Here is a 17,472-nt window from a genome sequence, read left to right on the forward strand (position 1 = left end):
CGCGCCTGCGGCGCATGCGCTTCGAGCGCTGTTCGCGCGGCCGGGCCGCTGCGCCGCTTCGCGGCGGACCCTCCTCGAGGTCGGGTCGTGCGGGGCTGGGAGTGCGGTCATGGCGGACTGTTGGGAATCCCACCAGGGGCGCGCCTCACTCATGGCCTCCACTTGGCGGGTTTCCGGTGTTCGCGTCAGCTCAATACGCAGGCTCCTGTGTCGACCGAAGCGTTGCTGACGCGGGCGGCTGCCAGCTCCGAGGCGACCTCGTCGAGGGTCAGCACGTAGCCTGTGTCGTCGTCGGTCACGGCGGCGCCGAAGACGACGCCCAGGACCTGGCCATCGGTGTCGACCAGGGGGCCGCCCGAGTTGCCGGCGCGGACCTGGCCGCGAACTGTGTAGACCTCGCGTTCGACAGTTCCGTCGCGATGGATCGTCGGGCCGGTCAGGTCCAAGGTCTCGCGGACGCGGGCCGCGCTGGCGGTGTACGGCCCACCGCCGGGGTAACCGAGCACAATCGCACTCTCGCCGGACGTCGCGGGTGTGGGAGCCAGCGGAATCACCGGCGAAGTCAGGCCGGGAACGGCGAGGACCGCGATGTCCTTGGACGGGTCGAACAGCACAACGTCGGCATCGAGGGGTCCACGTGCGGTGTCGACCGACACGCTCGTGGTGCCGGCGACGACGTGGGCATTCGTCATCACGCGCTCCGGCGCTACGACGAAGCCGGAACCTTCCAGTGCCCGCTGGCAGCTCGGGGCGACACCACGAATGCGCAGCACGCTCGGCTGCAACGACGCGGCGACGGGGCTGGCCAGAACGCTCGGGTCGGGCGGTTCCACAGCGGCGATGGGCGCGCGGCCGAACGGTCCGATGACGTCCGGAAGTCCGGAGGTGTTGAGCAGTTTGGAGAACTCGTTGGGCAGTTTGCGCAGCCAGGCGGGGGCAACCGCATTCACATCGGCGAGCACCCGCGAACCGTTGATGGCGGCAGCCACACCCGGTTGGGAGGCGGTGGCCAAGGGCAATGCCATCAACCAGGCGGCGACGAGCACCGTGAGCGCCTGCAGCACCGCCCCGACACCGCTGTCGACGCTGCGCGCGAACGGATGCCGGATACCGGAGCGGGCGGCCCGGCCGAGGACCATGCCCGCGACCTCACCGACGATCACCAGCAGCACGATCAGCAGGATGCCGCCGAGTACCCGGCTGCGGCCCTCACTGAGGTGCTTGAGGATGTGCGGTGCGATCAGAATGCCCGCGACGGCACCGAGTGCGACGCCGAAGAACGCCAGCGCCGAGGCCACCGCCCCTTGCCGCCACCCCGTGGACGCCGCGACCAGCGCGATCAACACCACCGCGATATCGAGCCAAACCGAGGCGCTCATGCTTGCGCCTCGCAGCCGCTCGGCTCCGACCCGACCGCGATGGCAGCTGTGCCGATGTGCCGCGCGCTCACAGGGTCATTCCGACCGCAGCCAGCGAGCTCTCCAGATCACGCACGTCGCCCCGATCCCAGTCTCGTTCCCACCCAGCAGTTTTGATGACGCCGGCGAGGATACCGCCGGTGAGCCCCCACACCAGCATGCCGTCGACCTGGAAGGCGGGACTCTGGTAGCCGAGACTGCCACGCACCATGAATCTGTGTGCGGGATCGAGCAATTCGCTCAGCGGCACCCGGACCACCCGTTCGGTTTCGCCCTGGTCGACGACCCGCACGTCGCTCGGCTCCCGCCACCAGGCCAGCACGGGGGTGACGTCGAACTTCGACGGTGGAACGAACAGGGTGGGCAGGGTCGCGAAGGGCTGCACACCCGCCGGGTCGAGACCGGTCTCCTCCACGGCTTCGCGCAGCGCGGTGCCGACCGGGCCGTCGTCGCCGGGATCCTCGGCGCCGCCGGGGAAGGCGACCTGGCCGCGGTGCTGACGCATGGTCGAGGCGCGCTGGGTGAGCAGCACCTCGGCATCGGCGGGTGGCGCGCCGGGGCCGCCGTCGGCGGAGCCGCCGAACAGCACGAGTACCGCAGCTCGCCTCGGTTTGCCGGTGATCGACATGGCCCGGCGCAGGGCGCGGGAGGTGGCGAGGGTGTCGTCGGCGTCGGGGCCGCCGTGCCTCGTCGCCGGGTGGAGCCAGGCCGGAATCCCGGAGTCGTCCAGTCTCGCCACACCGTTCACGCTGTCATCCTCTTCGCCTGCCACCACACAACGCTGTCTGTCATACCGTGATACCGAGCTTCGCGGCGACCGTATCGGCGATGTCGGTCACGTCGGCGAAGGTTCGCACCTCCACACTCGCCACGCTGCCGTCGGCCCGCAGCAACACCGAAACCGGGAGTACCGGCGGCGCGCCGACCGCACCACGCACCGCGGCCGCCGGGTCGGAGACGCCGGGCAAGGTGATGCCGAGACCGGCGAGCCGGGCCAGCGCCTTCGCCTCGTCGGGATCACTGTGCACGGTGAGGACGGTGAGCGCCGAACCCGCCCGCTGCGCGAATTCCTGCAGGTGAGGAAGCTCGGTGGCACAGGGACCACACCAGTAGGCCCAGAGATTGAGGAGTGCGGGCTTGCCCGCGAGGGCGGCGGCCAGGTCGGCTCGGGTCCCGTCGGCGAGGCAGCCGACGGTGAGTCCGGCCAGCGGTCCCGAACCCGAAGTACCGGGGGCGGCGGCCGGACAGGCTGTCAAACCGGCGGCGGCACGTTCGGCGGCCGACACGCCCGACTCCTGTTGCGAAGTTTTGCGAGTTTCGGTGGAGCCGGAATCCTCGCGCGGCCACAGCGCGACCGTCGCCGCGACGACGAGAATCAGCGCGGCGAGCACCCAGCGAACTCCGGGACGGGCGAGCGGGGACGCCTCGCTCACAGCCCGGCCATTTCCAGCAGGTGATCGCGCTCGGGCCCCTTCACCAACTCGGCGGCCACGGCGGGATCGGTCGGCCCGGCACCGAAGGACGGGCAGTCGTTGGACAGCACGCACGCGCCACAGGCCGGTTTGCGCGCATGGCACACGCGGCGGCCGTGGAAGATCACCCGGTGCGAGAGCATCGTCCAGTCCTTGCGCTCGAACAGCTCGCCGACCGCGTGTTCGACCTTCACCGGGTCTTCCTCCGCGGTCCACCCCCAGCGGCGCACCAACCTGCCGAAATGGGTGTCGACCGTGATACCCGGCACATCGAAGGCATTGCCGAGGATGACGTTGGCCGTCTTGCGCCCGATGCCGGGCAACTTCACAAGTTGGTCGAGGGTGTGAGGCAATTCACCGTCGTATTGCTCGACCAGCGCCTGGCCCAGACCCATCAGCGCACTGGTCTTGTTGCGGTAGAAGCCGGTGGGCCGGATGAATTCCTCCAGCTCCACGCGGTTGGCCTCGGCATAGTCGCGGGCCGTGCGGTACTTGGCGAACAGCGCGGGAGTGGTGAGGTTCACCCGGACGTCGGTGCACTGGGCCGACAGGATCGTCGCGACCGCCAATTCCAGTGGAGTCGTGAAGTCGAGCTCGCAGTGCGCGTCCGGGAAAGCCTCGGCGAGCGTGCGGTTCATCCGGCGGGCACGACGGACCGTTCCGATCCGCGTTTCCGCAGCTATAGCGCGATTCTTGCGTTTGCGGGCCGCCGTGATCCCGGAGGTCACCGGCACCGGAACGGCGTCGCCTGCGGCGGCGGTTGCGGGGGAAACGGGCACCGCACCACCATACGGAACCGGTCCGACAACATTGCGCGACCGAGTTGGGCACCTGTGTTCCATCTGAGACCTGGACCGTGTTTACTGCCTGTCATGCAAGGACTCGCTGTGGTGCTCTTCCCAGTGCTGTTGATGCTGTTCGCGCTGGGGATGGAGCGGGTCGAGAATCGGCTCCGCAAACTTCTCGAACCCGATGAAGAGGTTCAGCAGTACCTGGACAACGCCAGCAACGCCGAAGTGAAAGAACTGACCAAGCTCGGGCTTCCCGCCGCGGTCGCGCGGGTGCGCAAGCGCCGCGCACGGACCCCGGACATGGATGTCGCCCGGGCCAGCTGAACCATCTCCCGATCCCCTCAGCCACAGTGTCGCGGCTCGCGCAATCCACTCTTTACGTGGTGTCTGTCACTGTGCTGCCGTAATGCCGCGTAGACTGCGCTGTTGGTCGATTCGCTCGACCAGGTTCGCAAGCCATATCCCATAAGGAGCACATTCGTGGACGAGGCCCTCGCCAGAGCAGGCATCTTCCAAGGCGTCGAGCCCACCGCGGTGGCCGCGCTCGCCAAGCAGCTGCAGCCCGTAGATTTTCCGCGCGGCCACGTCATCTTCAACGAGGGCGAACCCGGCGATCGGCTGTACATCATCACGACGGGCAAGGTGAAGATCGGTCGTCGCTCCCCCGACGGCCGGGAAAACCTGCTGACCATCATGGGTCCGTCCGACATGTTCGGTGAACTGTCGATCTTCGACCCGGGTCCGCGTACCTCGACCGCAACCACGGTCACCGAGGTCCGCGCCGTCACGATGGACCGCGACGCACTCAAGTCGTGGATCGATCAGCGCCCCGAGATCGCTGAGCAGCTGCTGCGCGTGCTTGCCCGACGCCTTCGCCGCACCAACAACAACCTCGCCGACCTCATCTTCACCGACGTGCCCGGCCGTGTGGCCAAGGCGCTGCTGCAGCTCGCACAGCGTTTCGGCACGCAGGAGGCCGGTGCGCTGCGCGTGACGCACGACCTGACCCAGGAAGAGATCGCCCAGCTGGTCGGTGCTTCTCGTGAAACCGTGAACAAGGCGCTCGCCGACTTCGCGCATCGCGGGTGGCTGCGGCTCGAGGGCAAGAGCGTGCTGATCTCGGATTCGGAGCGCCTCGCGCGTCGCGCGCGCTGACGTCCGGAGATTCGTCTGCCGTCCCGGTACGGCGGTCCGCTGCGTGTGGCTCATGAGGATGAGGGCCTCGTCCACACCACGGCGGTTCCGTCATGCCGGGACGTCGGCGTTTCCGGGCACGCCTGATCGCCGACACGTGCTGTGCCGGCGATCAGGAAGCGGTCAGCCCTTCTCGGCCCGCAGGTATTCCAGCTGGGCCCGCACCGAGCTACGCGCCGCGGGCCACAGGCGTTTGTCCACGTCGGCGTACACCTTGCGAACTACCGCGAGAGCGCCCGCGTCGGAGCCCAGCTCGACCAGCGCCGCCCGGACCTGATCGAGCCGTTCGCGGCGGTGGTTCAGGTAGTACCGCACCACCGGCTCGGCATCGGGGTGATCGGGACCGTGGGCGGGCAGCAGCGCCTTGCCCGCGCCGCGCTCGAGCAGCAACTCCAGCGACGACAGGAACGCGGCGAGCGCACCGCCCGAGGATTCGAGCACCGTCGTGCCCTGACCGAGCACCGTGTCGCCGGTGACGACCGCGTCGTCGAGCAGGAAACTCACCGAGTCGCCGGTGTGGCCCGGCGTTGCGAGCACGGTGATCCGCAACCCCGCCGCCTCGATGACCTCACCGTCGGCGAGCGGAGTCACGACGCCGCGCAGGTACTTCGGATCCACCGCCCGCACCGGCGTCCCGGTGGCTTTCACCAGGTGATCGATGCCGCCGGTGTGGTCGGGATGGTGATGGGTGATGAGGGTGAGCGCGATGCGCCCACCGGTGGCCGCGACGATGTCGGCGGTGTGCTTCTTGTCCTTCGGGCCAGGATCGACGACCACATAGTCGTCGCTGCCGGGTCCGCGCAGCAGCCAGGTGTTCGTCCCGTCGAGCGTCATCTGGGACGGATTGTCGGCCAGCAGCACCGACGCGGTCGGCGTGACCGGCCTGACCTGGCCGTACGCGGGATGTTCCAGTGCCATGACGGCTACCTATCCGACCTCGACGATCAGTTCCACCTCGACGGGTGTGTTCTTGGGCAACTCCGAGACGCCGACGGCCGAACGCGCGTGCACGCCCGCCTCGCCGAACACCTCACCGAGGAACTCCGAGGCACCGTTGATGACGATCGGCTGATCGGTGAATCCGGGCGCCGAGGCGACGAATCCGACGACCTTCACGATGCGCACCACCTGGTCGAGCCCGACCAGATCGTGCACCGCGGCGAGCGCGTTGAGCGCGCACAACCGCGCGGCCTCCTTGGCCTGCTCCACATCGACCTCGGCGCCGACCTTGCCGACCGCCGACAGTTCACCGTCGACGAAGGGCAGCTGACCGGAGGTGTACACCAGCGAACCGGTGCGGATCGCCGGAATGTAGGCCGCGACGGGAGCGGCGACCGGCGGCAGGGTGACCCCGAGCCGGTCGAGCGCGTCCTTCCACGCGGTGGCCACGACTACTTCCGCCGCTTCAGGTAGGCGACGTGCTGTTCGCCGGTCGGTCCGGGCAGCACCGTGACCAGCTCCCAGCCGTCGGCGCCCCACTGATCGAGGATCTGCTTGGTCGCGTGCGTCAACAGCGGCACGGTCGCGTACTCCCACAGGGTGACTTCACTCATGGTGTGAGTTTAGGGCTCACCCCGACCATCCCCGCGAAACGGGTTATAGGCTCGGCGACGTGGGAGCACCAACAGCAGAGCCGGTTTCCTCGGTTCCGGAGCCGACGACCGGGTGGCCAGAGCGCGCGGTCAAGGCCCGATTGCATTACGTGACAGGCAAGGGCGGCACCGGTAAGTCGACGGTTTCGGCCGCGCTCGCCCTCGCCCTGGCCGCGGGGGGACGCAAGGTGCTGCTGGTGGAGGTCGAGAACCGCCAGTCCATCGCGCAGCTGTTCGACCGGCCGCCGCTGCCGCCCACCGAAACCCAGATCGCCACCGCCGACGGTGGCGGCGAGGTGGTGGCGCTGGCGCTGGACACCGAGTACGCGTTCCTCGAATACCTCGACATGTTCTACAACCTCGGCTTCGCGGGCCGGGCGATGCGCCGGATGGGTGCCATCGAGTTCGTCACCACCATCGCGCCCGGTCTGCGCGATGTGATCCTCACCGGCAAGATCAAGGAATGCGCGGTGCGCGTCGGCAAGGACGGCAAGCCCGCCTACGACGACATCGTCGTCGATTCGCCGCCGACCGGTCGGATCGCGTCGTTCCTCGACGTCACCCAGGCCATGGCCGAGATCGCCAAGGGCGGCCCGATCGCCTCGCAGGCCGAGGGCGTCTCCAAGCTGCTGCATTCGGATCAGACGATGATCCACCTGGTGACGTTGCTCGAGGCGCTGCCGGTGCAGGAGACCGCCGACGCGGTCGCCGAACTCACCGCGAACGATCTGCGCATCGGCACGGTGATCGTCAACCGGGCGGCCGCCGGTCAGCTCGCGCCCGCCGATCGGGTCGCCGCCGTGCGCGGCGAACTCGACACCGCCGCGATCGCCGCCGGTCTCACCAAGGCCGGAATCACCTTGTCCGACAACGATTTCGCCGGGCTGATCACCGAAACGGCCGACCACGCGACGATGCTCACCGCCCAGGACGCGAGTGCCGCCGAACTGGCCGAGGTCGATGTCCCCCAGCTGCACCTGCCCGCGCTGAGCGACGGCATGGATCTCGGCGGGCTCTACGAACTGGCCGAACAGCTATCCGCGCAGGGAGTGCGATGAACGACCGTGTGACCACCCCGCCTCCCCTCGATGTCGCCGAGATCATCGCCGACCCGCAGGCCAAGGTCATCGTGTGCTGCGGTTCCGGCGGAGTCGGCAAGACGACGACGGCCGCGTCGATCGCGTTGCGCGCGGCGGAGTCTGGCCGCAAGGTCGTGGTGCTCACCATCGACCCGGCGCGCAGGCTCGCCCAGTCGCTGGGCGTCGCCGAACTCGACAACTCACCGCAGCGCGTGGAGCTCGGCCCCGAGGTGCCCGGCGAACTGCACGCGATGATGCTGAACATGCGCCGCACCTTCGACGACATGGTGCTCGAGCACACCAGTCCCGAGAAGGCCGAGCAGATCTTCGCCAATCCGATCTATCAGACGGTGGCGTCGTCGTTCGGTGGCACGCAGGAATACATGGCGATGGAGAAGCTGGGGCAGCTGGCCGCGCGCAAGGAGTGGGACCTGATCGTGGTCGACACCCCACCCTCGCGCAACGCGCTCGACTTCCTCGACGCGCCCAAACGGCTCGGCACGTTCCTCAACGGGAAGATGATCCGGCTCATCATGGCGCCGGGTCGCGGTGTCGGCCGGTTCGTCACCGGGGCGATGAGCCTGGCCATGCGCGGGGTGTCGACGATCGTCGGCGGGCAGATGCTCAAGGACGCCTCGACGTTCCTGCAGTCGCTGGAGTCGCTGTTCGGCGGTTTCCAGGACCGCGCCGAACGCACCTTCGCGATGCTGGCCAAGCCGGGCACCCACTTCCTCGTCGTCGCCGCGGCCGAACCGGACGCGCTGCGGGAGGCGTCGTTCTTCGTCGACCGGTTGTCGACCGAGCAGATGCCGCTGGCCGGTCTGGTGCTCAACCGCACGCACCCCGTGCTGACGAGCCTGTCCGGCGATCACGCGCTCACCGCCGCCGATCAGCTCGCCGACACCGACCCGCTCACCGCGTCGGTGTTGCGCATCCATGCCGAGCGGGTGGCTACCGACAAACGGGAGCAACGGCTGCTGCACCGGTTCACCGGGGCGCATCCCAAGGTCCGGATCGTGTCCGTGACCGCGCTGCCGTTCGAGGTCTCCGACCTCACCGCTTTGCGTGCGGTCGGCGATCAGCTGACCGGCAAGTCCGCTTCCTAATCAGACATATCGGCTATCGCTTGCTTCGGCGGTAGTACCCGCCAACGGCGCCGATCCCGCAAACCCAGCGGTCTCGGCGCCGTTGTGGTAACGGGCGGTTTCGCTCTGTCAGATGGCCACTTGGTGCTGGCGCTGAGCCTGGAAGAAGTCGGCCCAGGAGGTCACATCGGGGTGCTGCTTGAGCAACGCTCGCCGCTGGCGTTCGGTCATGCCGCCCCACACGCCGAACTCCACCCGATTGTCGAGAGCATCGGCGCCACACTGCATCAATACCGGGCAATGACGGCAGATCGTGGCCGCCTTACGCTGCGCCGCACCGCGCACGAAGAGCTGATCCGGGTCCACTTCCTTGCATCGCGCCTGGGCAACCCAAGCGATCCTTGCCTCGGCCTGCTCTACATCCAGTCGAGCGATGGGGGTTGTGATGTGCATTTGATGTGCCCCTTTGCAGTCCGAACACCGTTGTGCGGCGCTCCAGAATCGCGAGCGCGGATCACAGCAACCCAACTACCGCTGCGTTCCGCACCACATTCCACTTTGAGTGTTAGCTCTATCACACTGGGTTCTCAATCTAGGTAAAGGTATGGCCGTTACGCAAGACCGGCCGCCGATTTTTTGGTACGGGCGTCCATTCAAATCGCGTGTCGACGCGGCAGCGGCGCTGTTCACCGGCGTGCCCGGCCGCGACACGCCGATGTGATCATTTTGTTGACACGCCCGAGCAACCCCCCTGGCACCGGGCGGACAACTGACGTCGGCCAGCAGACCGTGTCCCTCGACACGCCACCCTTTAGTCTGGACCGGTGCCGATCACTCAAACGCTTGCGAGGCTGGCCGGCAGCTGCGCGCTGGCCGCCGTGCTAGTCGCCGGGCTGTTGTTCCCCTTGGCCGGTGGGTTCGGGTTCATCTCCAACCGAGCCGCCGATGCCGTCGACAACGTGTCAGCCGAGCTGGTGGAGGGCACCGTCCCGGCTGTGTCGACGATGGTCGACGCCAACGGGACACCCATCGCCTGGCTCTACGAGCAGAGACGGTTCGAGGTGCCGAGCGATCGGATCTCGAACAACATGAAGCTGGCGATCGTGTCCATCGAGGACAAGCGCTTCGCCGACCACAAGGGTGTCGACTGGCAGGGCACGCTGCGCGCGTTCCTGACCAACACGTCCTCCGGCGAGGTGCAGCAAGGCGCCTCGACGCTGGATCAGCAGTACGTGAAGAACTTCAACCTGCTCGTCGTCGCCAAGACCGACGCCGAACGGCGCGCCGCCATCGAGACCACCCCCGCGCGCAAGCTGCGCGAGATCCGGATGGCGCTCACCCTCGACCGCGAGCTGTCCAAGGACGAGATCCTCACCCGCTACCTGAACCTGGTGCCCTTCGGCAACGGTTCCTACGGCATCCAGGACGCCGCCCAGACCTACTTCGGTGTCGACGCGGCCGACCTGAACATCACCCAGTCGGCGATGCTGGCGGGCATGGTGCAGTCCAGCTCCAAGCTGAACCCCTACACCAACGTCCAGGGCGTCACCGACCGCCGCAACACCGTGCTCGACACGCTCATCCAGAACATCCCGAGCCGGGCCGAGGAGTTCCGCAAGGCCAAGACCGAACCACTCGGCGTGCTGCCCGAGCCGAAGGGTCTGCCGCGCGGCTGTATCGCCGCCCAGGACAAGGGCTTCTTCTGCGATTACGCCCTGCAGTACCTGGCCGAGTCGGGCATCAGCCGCGAACAGATCGACAAGGGCGGCTACCTGATCAGAACCACTCTCGACCCGGTACTGCAGGAATCGGTGAAGCGGTCGGTCAGCGAGCACGCACCGCCGGATCTCGAGAACATCGCCGAGGTCATGTCGGTGGTCTCCCCCGGTCAGGACGCCCACCATGTGATGGCGATGGCGTCGAGCCGCACCTACGGCCTCAACCGCGACGCCAACGAGACGCTGCTCGGCCAGCCGTACTCGCTGGCCGGTGACGGCGCGGGCTCGATCTTCAAGTTGTTCACCACCGCCGCCGCCATGGAGAAGGGCCTCGGCATCAACGCCCAGGTCGACGTGCCGAGCGTGTACGCGGCCAAGGGCATGGGTTACAGCAACTCGCCCGGCTGCCCCGCCGACTCCTGGTGTGTGAAGAACGCGGGCAACTACCCGGGTTCGATGTCGGTCACCGACGCGCTGGCCACCTCGCCGAACACCACGTTCGTCAAGATGATCCAGGACGTCGGCGTCTCCGCCGCGGTCGACATGGCCGTGCGCCTCGGCATGCGCGCCTACACCCAGCCCGGCACTTCCGGGCACGGCAACACGAGCCTGGCCGACCACATCAAGAACAACAACATGGGTTCGTTCACCCTCGGCCCGTTCGCGATCAACCCGCTCGAGCTGTCGAACGTGGCCGCCACGCTCGCCTCGGGCGGCAAGTGGTGCCCGCCGTCGCCGATCCGCGAGGTGATCGACCGGCAGGGCAAGACCGTGCCGCTCACCCAGCAGGCCTGCGAGCAGGTGGTCGACCCCGGTCTGGCCAACACCCTCGCCAACGCCATGAGCAAGGACGACACCTCCGGTACCGCCGCCGCGGCGGCCCGGGCCAACGGCTGGAACGCGCCGATGTCGGGCAAGACCGGAACCACCGAAAGCCACCGCTCCTCGGCCTTCCTCGGTTTCACCAACTCGCTCGCCTCGTCGGTCTACGTGTACGGCGACAGCCCGACCCCCGGCGAGATCTGCTCGTTCCCGCTGCGCAACTGCGGCGCGAGCGACGCCAACGGCCTGTTCGGTGGTAACGAACCCGCCCGCACCTGGTTCGGCGCGATCAAGCCGGTGATGGACCGGTTCCCGCCGCCCGCCCTGCCGCCGCTGGACGACAAATACGTGCGTGGCGCGAACAACTCCCAGGTGCCGGACGTGGCGGGCAAGTCGCAGGGCGAGGCCACCTCGATCCTGGTCGGCGCCGGTTTCCAGGTGTCGGCGGTGACCAGCCCCGGCTCGCAGCCCAAGGGCACGGTGATGGGTAGCTCGCCGAACGGTTCGGCCATTCCGGGTTCGGTCGTCACGATCTACATCAGTGACGGGTCGGTCCGGGTGCCGGTGCCGACCACGCCGCCGCCCGCCGCACCGCCGCCGGCTATTCCGGGTCTGCCGCAGATTCCGCGTCTGCCACCGATCCCGATCCCGGTGCCGCGTTAGAACACGACAAGGGCCGCCGTCCAATCCGGACGGCGGCCCTTGTCGTCGAGTTCTACAGGCGCGACTTGACCGCCGCCGACAGGCGCGAGCCGTCGGCCCGGCCGTTCGCCAGTACCGTCGCGGCCTTCATGACCTGACCCATCTGCCGCATTCCGGGCCGCTCACCGAGTTCCTCGGCGACCTGGGCGATGGCGGTATCGGCCACTTCGGCCAGCTCCGCCTCCGTCAGCTGCGTCGGCAGGTACTCCTCGATGATCGCTTCCTCGGCGCGCTCGTTCGCGGCCAGCTCACCGCGCCCGTTCTGCTCGTAGACCGTCGCCGACTCGTTGCGCTTCTTGGCTTCCTTCTGCAGGACGGCAACCACATCGGTATCGGACAGTTCGCGCGCCTGCGTTCCGGAGACCTCGGCGTTCTGGATCGCGGCGAGCAGCATCCGCAGGGTCGACAGACGCAGTTTGTCCTTGGCTTTCATCGCGGAAGTCATATCCGCGCGCAGCTGTGCTTTCAGTTCCGACATGGGCTCACGGTAGCCCGATCGCCCGAAAACTCCCATCACATTTCGACGCACACAGAAACATCCGGGTGAAATTCCCGACTCTTGTGCGGAAACACACGCGCGGTTCCGGCAGGGGGTCGCCTATGCTGGGCAAATGCCCGTTATCTCGACGACCGCTGTCCGCCGAACCGCGTTGGGAGCCGCCGGGGCCGCCGTCGCAGGCATCGGTTACGCCACTCTGATCGAACGGAACGCGTTCGTCCTGCGTGAGGCCACGATGCCGGTGCTCGCACCCGGGTCGCCCACGCTGCGCATTCTGCACCTCAGCGACCTGCACATGATGCCGGGTCAGCAACTCAAACAGCAGTGGCTGCGCGAACTCGACCGCCTCGAACCCGACCTGGTCGTGAATACCGGTGACAATCTTTCCCACCCCAAGGCCGTGCCCGCCGTTGTGCAATCCCTCGGTGCGCTGCTGGCCCGTCCCGGCTTGTTCGTGTTCGGTTCCAACGACTATTTCGCGCCGGTTCCGAAGAATCCGCTGAAGTATTTCGACAAGGATCATCGCCGCGTCTACGGCGACCCGCTGCCCTGGCAGGATCTGCGCGCCGCGTTCACCGAGCGCGGCTGGCTCGACCTCACCCACACCCGCCGCGACCTCGAGGTGGCCGGCATCCGCATCGCCACCGCGGGCGTCGACGACCCGCACCTGCAGCGCGACCGCTACGACACCGTGGCCGGAGCGCCGAACCAGCTGGCGCAGTTGAGCATCGGCCTCACCCACTCCCCCGAGCCGCGTGTGCTCGACCGTTTCGCCGAGGACGGCTACGACCTCGTGCTCGCCGGTCACACCCACGGCGGTCAGCTGGTCGTGCCCGGTTACGGCGCGCTGGTCACCAACTGCGGTATCGACAAGTCCCGGGTGAAGGGTCCGTCGCAGTGGGGTGCGCACACCCAGCTGCACGTCTCCGCCGGCATCGGCACCTCCCCCTGGGCGCCCTACCGCTTCTGCTGCCGCCCCGAAGCCACCCTGCTCACGCTGGTCGGCGCGCCCCCGAAGCGGCCGGCCGCCGATGCGGGACACGGCATCTCCACCTCGCAGGCCGTCGCCCGCTAAGGTCGTCCCCCGAAAGATTCTTGTCTCGAGGGGGCGGCCGTGAGTGCATCCGACGATCCGAACCTGTCCGGTGATCCCGGCGCGCAACCGGCCGATCCCACGGCGGTGTGGGCGCCGGGAGGCACGGGTCTTCCGCCGACCCTGCGGTGGGACGGGTCCGGGCCACCGCCCGGGCTGCCGGATCCGACGCCGTGGAATCCTGCTGGGCCGCAGGTTTGGCAGGATCCTGGTGCACATGACGCGACTCAGGTGCGTTCCGCGGATGTGAATCCGGTGGGTCATCCAAGGGTGGCGTCCTCCGTGCCAGGTGGTCAACCTGTTGCCGGACAGTTTCCGAACCCATGGGGGCCACCGATCGGGAACCCCGGACAGACGAACGTTCCCGGACAACCGGCTGCGAACCAGGTAGGGCCTGGTGGGGAACCTCATCAAGGGCAATGGGGTGTGCCCGGCGGCGGCGCAGGACAACCGCTTCCGAACCAGGTGGGGCCGGGCGGGCAACCGAATCCATGGGCAGCGCCCGGCGGGCAGCATTGGGGCGCCGGGCAGCCACCCGCGCAGTCGCAATGGGGCGCACCGGGTTTCGGGGCGCAGCCGAATGTGCAGTGGAATCACGGTGCGGGACAGGCTGGCTCATGGGGTCAGCCCGTGCAGAAGTACGGTGAGGTTCCGCCGCTCGAGCATTACGGAGTGCAGCCCTATGGGCAGCCCCTTCCAGGCGGGCCGAAATCCGGTGGTAAGGCGTGGGTTTGGGCTGCGGTGGGCGTGGCGGCGCTGCTGCTGGGCGGAGTCGCGATCACGGCCGTCGCCTTGTCCGGTGACGAGGCGTCCTCGACGGCAGGCACGAGCACCCCATCGATGGTCAGCGCCCTCACCACCTCGCCGGCTTCGTCGTCGGCCAAGGCGAAAACCACCACCCCCTCGCCGACGGGTGCGGCAGCCGGGAAGACCCCGCTCATCGAGGGCTACCAGGTTGTCGCCGCCCCCGACCGCGGCGCCGCCTACGACGTCCCACCCGGCTGGAAGGTCGCGACCGAAACGACCATCGGCGGCGTCGGCGAACCACCCGGCGACACAGTGATCGGCAAGGGCTACGCCACCGACGGCCGCGACTACTGCCCCGGCTCCACCCGAACCATGTCCCTGCTTACCGGCTCCAAACAGACCGACCACGCCGCCGCAGGCGCCGAACTCGGCACCAAAGCAGCCCGCCTCGCCTACGGCGGAGCCACCGGCACACCCCGCCCCGCCGAACCCTTCACCTCCATCGACGGCACCACCACCGGCATGTTCACCGAAACCACCGGCACCGTCCCCGCCCCAAAACCCGGCTGCGCCCCCACGTTCTCCATCTACACCTACGCCTTCGAAGGCACCAAAGACGGCAGCTTCGTCATGGTGATAATCGCCGACACCGGCGTCCCCGACGCCGTAGACCCCGCGACCGCCAAACGCATCTTCAGCTCCATCCGCGCCCTCTAACCCCACCTGACCAGCCAATTTAACGTTTCCCACCCCCACGTTGTAAGCTACTTCAGGTTCGCCTCACGGGGTGTGGCGCAGCTTGGTAGCGCGCTTCGTTCGGGACGAAGAGGTCGCAGGTTCAAATCCTGTCACCCCGACGTGTTGGTTGAGACACCAAAAAGCCTCTGACCAGGTTTTCCCGGTCAGAGGCTTTTTGCATGTCTGCACCTGGGGCCGATCAGCTCGGGGCATTCACCCGATCGTCTCCCCGACGACCAATCCTGGACCCAAGACGCGTACGACGGCAGCTGCAATCGCCGGGCAAGGGTGGCGACCGCCGCCCAGTTTGTAACCGACCGACACGAATGCCTGCACCGGATGCACGGGCCCACCGCCCGGATCAGCAAGACTGTTGGCGAACAACGGGCGGTGTTGCGGGCGAGCAAGCGCGAAACAAGTCAGCTGGATTCGGTTGTCCTCCACACGGAAGTGGTTCAGCACTTCATCATTGCCGAAGTCGAGCTGGTCGAAGACGATGGCGATGTCCTCCCGCCCATACGGCGCGTCGCTGAGCGCGATCGCGATTTCCGCAGGTTCGGTCCCGGTAGCCAGCACCCGGCCCGATTCCGAAGCCTGCCCCCACGGCGGTATCTGGCTGCCGTCCGATTCATCGGGTTCCGTAGCACACACGCCACCCACAGATAGCGAACCGTCGCGGACTCTCCGTCGGATTTCACCGAGAATCCCGATATAGGGCAGTTCGGCATTGGCAGACAAATCTCCGGCGACCAGCGCCCACGGGGCACGCGCCACCTGATACCGAATCATGCTCGCCGCCAACTCCGCGAAGTCCGCCGCCTCCGGCAGGTATGCCTCGTACGGCGCGAGGAATTGGTCCGTCCAGATACCCATTCCAGTAGCTTGTCAGCATGTCCGTGTCGTGTGACGGGGCCACCTACGTTCAGGGCGTCATGCGAATCCGACCGACCCGGTCATCGGCTCTGGGGCGATAGGGTGTCGGTGTGTCACATAGCATTACCGCGCTGGTGCTGCGGGGTTCGTACAGCGTTGAGGCGGCGGGCAGGTGGGATCTGGTGCCGGTTGGTTTGGCGGGTGAGCTGACGTTGTTTCATGTGACGCACTACTACACGGCCTACTGGCAGGAGTTGCTCGGTGTCACTGGGCATTTCGAGTTCGAGTCGAGGAACGGGCAGCTGTTTCCCACGGAGAACGTTGTCCGGTTGGTGGCGGCCGACCTTGCTGCGCGACCGGATCCGACCTTCGCAGTAGTGGCCACCGACTACTTCGCAGGGATGGGAGAGCAGGGGGCGGTCGTCTGCGTTGGGGGCGGTTCGATCCAGCAGATGGCGAGCATCAACGATGCGCTGCGCGTGCTGGGTGTTAGGGCGGCGGCGGGTCTGGACGAGTTCGACACGGTCCGTCTGGCAGCCCACCGATCGAGGCCGGACTACCTGGATCGTTACGAAGATCTCTGTGATGAGCTCGGCGTTTGAGATGATCGCCGTCCGGCACCCCTGCTGAATACCCGGCTATTTGTCGGTGCCTTCGCGTCGACGGCAGTGCGGCCTTGGCGGTCGGCGGGGGTGGGCCACCAGATGGTGATGGCGGTGATTGCTATCAGGGTCAGGATGAGTGCCAGGATCGCGGTCGAGTTGTTCATGGGCCCTCCTCTGTCGAGAAGGTTGCGCTCGGTGTGTGTCGGTGGGGGTCTGTGGGTGTTGAGGGGTGGTTGAGAAGTGCTCTCGGTGGGGTGGGGCGGGTGGTGAGGTGTGAGGAAGGGATAACGTGGTGCTTACTTTCTGTCACTTGATAGAAATTCGGGGTGCCTAGCGTATACAGGCATGTCGACAAGGGTGGGTACTGCGGGGGAATCGCTGCGTGACGTGGTGTATTCCACCTTGCGTGGGGAGTTGATGAACGGGGATATCCGGTTCGGGGAGCGGCTGACCGAGCCGAAGCTTTCCGCGCGGTTCGGGATGTCGCGGACGCCTGTGCGGGAAGCGTTGACGATGCTCTGCTCGGACGGGTTGCTCCAGCGCGAGGAGTTCGGGTTCAGTCCGGTGCGGCCGAGTGTCGCGCGGATTCGGGATCTGTACGAGCTGCGGCTCACCCTCGAACTCGGCGGGATGACCCGGATCATCGACAACCCGGACCTCACCCACGACGAGGAGGGCTTGCGGGCCGAACAGCAGCGCTGGCTGGCCCTGCGGGCCGACCCGCCCGCCAAGGAGCCGGGGTTCGTGGTGGTCGACGAGGAGTTCCACGTCGCCCTACTGACGGCGGCGGGCAATGCGGAACTCGTGCGCGCGCTGGTGGCGGTGAACTCCCGGATCCGGCATGTGCGGATGTACGACTTCATGATCAACAACCGGATCGAGACGACGATCAGCGAGCATCTGGGCATTCTCGACGCCGTGTTCGCGCGGGACCTCCCCCGCGCACATCGGCTGCTGCACACCCACATCGGTGATTCGCTCGATGTCGTGCTCGAGCGGATCTCGCGGGCGATCGCCGCCATGTCCATGAGCGAATAGAGGAAC

General features: G+C 67.4%; 19 protein-coding genes and 1 tRNA gene. 10 read left to right on the plus strand and 10 right to left on the minus strand.

Annotation, left to right across the window (positions count from 1 at the left end; genetic code table 11):
* Window positions 1–185 precede the first annotated feature (185 nt).
* The 4 genes from AB0F86_RS15445 to nth form a co-directional block, all read right to left on the minus strand.
* Window positions 186–1,379, minus strand: a complete 1,194-nt coding sequence (locus AB0F86_RS15445) for a MarP family serine protease (protein ID WP_225281433.1) — start codon at window positions 1,377–1,379, stop codon at window positions 186–188.
* 67 nt (window positions 1,380–1,446) lie between these two features.
* The gene (locus tag AB0F86_RS15450; protein WP_225281485.1) at window positions 1,447–2,133 is read right to left on the minus strand and encodes a CoA pyrophosphatase; all 687 of its coding nucleotides are present in this window, start codon (window positions 2,131–2,133) and stop codon (window positions 1,447–1,449) included.
* Between the two features lie 73 nt (window positions 2,134–2,206).
* A complete protein-coding gene (locus AB0F86_RS15455; protein WP_356984496.1) occupies window positions 2,207–2,851 on the minus strand; it encodes a TlpA disulfide reductase family protein in 645 nt (214 codons plus the stop codon).
* Entirely contained in the window at window positions 2,848–3,528 is a 681-nt protein-coding gene (nth, locus tag AB0F86_RS15460) for an endonuclease III (protein WP_157101786.1), read from the minus strand. The genes AB0F86_RS15455 and nth overlap by 4 nt, the downstream gene beginning before the upstream one ends.
* A 234-nt stretch (window positions 3,529–3,762) precedes the next feature.
* On the opposite strand from nth, the gene AB0F86_RS15465 reads away from it, so the two are divergent.
* Entirely contained in the window at window positions 3,763–4,005 is a 243-nt protein-coding gene (locus tag AB0F86_RS15465) for a hypothetical protein (RefSeq protein ID WP_067640470.1), read from the plus strand.
* A 156-nt stretch (window positions 4,006–4,161) separates the two neighbouring features.
* Window positions 4,162–4,836 carry a Crp/Fnr family transcriptional regulator gene (locus AB0F86_RS15470; protein ID WP_040703546.1) on the plus strand — a complete coding sequence of 225 codons (675 nt, stop codon included), beginning with the start codon at window positions 4,162–4,164 and terminating at the stop codon, window positions 4,834–4,836.
* A gap of 162 nt (window positions 4,837–4,998) precedes the next feature.
* Here the strand turns inward: AB0F86_RS15470 and AB0F86_RS15475 are convergent, their stop codons facing one another.
* Genes AB0F86_RS15475 through AB0F86_RS15485 form a run of 3 tightly spaced genes read right to left on the minus strand, consistent with a single transcriptional unit; the run spans window position 4,999 to window position 6,428 of the window.
* Complete coding sequence (locus AB0F86_RS15475) at window positions 4,999–5,793, minus strand: MBL fold metallo-hydrolase (RefSeq protein WP_356984498.1); 795 nt, start codon at window positions 5,791–5,793, stop codon at window positions 4,999–5,001.
* 9 nt (window positions 5,794–5,802) lie between these two features.
* Window positions 5,803–6,264, minus strand: a complete 462-nt coding sequence (locus tag AB0F86_RS15480; protein WP_067494498.1) for a RidA family protein — start codon at window positions 6,262–6,264, stop codon at window positions 5,803–5,805.
* 2 nt (window positions 6,265–6,266) lie between these two features.
* The gene (locus AB0F86_RS15485) at window positions 6,267–6,428 is read right to left on the minus strand and encodes a DUF4177 domain-containing protein (protein ID WP_110038224.1); all 162 of its coding nucleotides are present in this window, start codon (window positions 6,426–6,428) and stop codon (window positions 6,267–6,269) included.
* A 59-nt stretch (window positions 6,429–6,487) separates the two neighbouring features.
* Here AB0F86_RS15485 and AB0F86_RS15490 point away from each other — a divergent pair, with 59 nt between their 5' ends.
* The gene (locus AB0F86_RS15490) at window positions 6,488–7,525 is read left to right on the plus strand and encodes an ArsA-related P-loop ATPase (protein ID WP_225281437.1); all 1,038 of its coding nucleotides are present in this window, start codon (window positions 6,488–6,490) and stop codon (window positions 7,523–7,525) included.
* Window positions 7,522–8,652, plus strand: coding sequence for an ArsA family ATPase (locus AB0F86_RS15495; protein WP_356984501.1), 1,131 nt, complete (start codon window positions 7,522–7,524; stop codon window positions 8,650–8,652). The genes AB0F86_RS15490 and AB0F86_RS15495 overlap by 4 nt, the downstream gene beginning before the upstream one ends.
* Window positions 8,653–8,760: 108 nt before the next feature.
* Here AB0F86_RS15495 and AB0F86_RS15500 read toward each other — a convergent pair whose 3' ends face one another.
* The gene (locus tag AB0F86_RS15500; RefSeq protein ID WP_019044565.1) at window positions 8,761–9,084 is read right to left on the minus strand and encodes a WhiB family transcriptional regulator; all 324 of its coding nucleotides are present in this window, start codon (window positions 9,082–9,084) and stop codon (window positions 8,761–8,763) included.
* 371 nt (window positions 9,085–9,455) lie between these two features.
* On the opposite strand from AB0F86_RS15500, the gene AB0F86_RS15505 reads away from it, so the two are divergent.
* Complete coding sequence (locus AB0F86_RS15505; protein WP_356984504.1) at window positions 9,456–11,834, plus strand: transglycosylase domain-containing protein; 2,379 nt, start codon at window positions 9,456–9,458, stop codon at window positions 11,832–11,834.
* A gap of 52 nt (window positions 11,835–11,886) precedes the next feature.
* Here the strand turns inward: AB0F86_RS15505 and AB0F86_RS15510 are convergent, their stop codons facing one another.
* Complete coding sequence (locus tag AB0F86_RS15510; RefSeq protein WP_225281440.1) at window positions 11,887–12,351, minus strand: GatB/YqeY domain-containing protein; 465 nt, start codon at window positions 12,349–12,351, stop codon at window positions 11,887–11,889.
* Window positions 12,352–12,484: 133 nt separating this feature from the next.
* Here AB0F86_RS15510 and AB0F86_RS15515 point away from each other — a divergent pair, with 133 nt between their 5' ends.
* The 3 genes from AB0F86_RS15515 (at window position 12,485) to AB0F86_RS15525 (ending at window position 15,069) form a co-directional block, all read left to right on the plus strand.
* Window positions 12,485–13,447 carry a metallophosphoesterase gene (locus AB0F86_RS15515; RefSeq protein WP_356984506.1) on the plus strand — a complete coding sequence of 321 codons (963 nt, stop codon included), beginning with the start codon at window positions 12,485–12,487 and terminating at the stop codon, window positions 13,445–13,447.
* A 648-nt stretch (window positions 13,448–14,095) separates the two neighbouring features.
* On the plus strand, window positions 14,096–14,929 hold the full coding sequence (locus AB0F86_RS15520; RefSeq protein WP_356984507.1) for a hypothetical protein: 834 nt from the start codon (window positions 14,096–14,098) through the stop codon (window positions 14,927–14,929).
* Between the two features lie 66 nt (window positions 14,930–14,995).
* A tRNA-Pro gene (locus AB0F86_RS15525) sits at window positions 14,996–15,069 on the plus strand.
* 94 nt (window positions 15,070–15,163) lie between these two features.
* On the opposite strand, the gene AB0F86_RS15530 is transcribed toward AB0F86_RS15525, so the two are convergent.
* Complete coding sequence (locus AB0F86_RS15530) at window positions 15,164–15,823, minus strand: hypothetical protein (RefSeq protein WP_356984509.1); 660 nt, start codon at window positions 15,821–15,823, stop codon at window positions 15,164–15,166.
* 110 nt (window positions 15,824–15,933) lie between these two features.
* Here AB0F86_RS15530 and AB0F86_RS15535 point away from each other — a divergent pair, with 110 nt between their 5' ends.
* Together AB0F86_RS15535 and AB0F86_RS15540 are read left to right on the plus strand one after the other, a co-directional pair.
* Window positions 15,934–16,425 carry a hypothetical protein gene (locus AB0F86_RS15535; RefSeq protein WP_356984511.1) on the plus strand — a complete coding sequence of 164 codons (492 nt, stop codon included), beginning with the start codon at window positions 15,934–15,936 and terminating at the stop codon, window positions 16,423–16,425.
* Between the two features lie 348 nt (window positions 16,426–16,773).
* The gene (locus AB0F86_RS15540) at window positions 16,774–17,466 is read left to right on the plus strand and encodes a GntR family transcriptional regulator (protein ID WP_356984513.1); all 693 of its coding nucleotides are present in this window, start codon (window positions 16,774–16,776) and stop codon (window positions 17,464–17,466) included.
* Window positions 17,467–17,472 lie beyond the last annotated feature (6 nt).

Origin of the sequence: Nocardia sp. NPDC023733 (assembly GCF_040639775.1) — a bacterium.
GTDB classification, from domain to species: Bacteria; Actinomycetota; Actinomycetes; order Mycobacteriales; family Mycobacteriaceae; genus Nocardia; species Nocardia rosealba.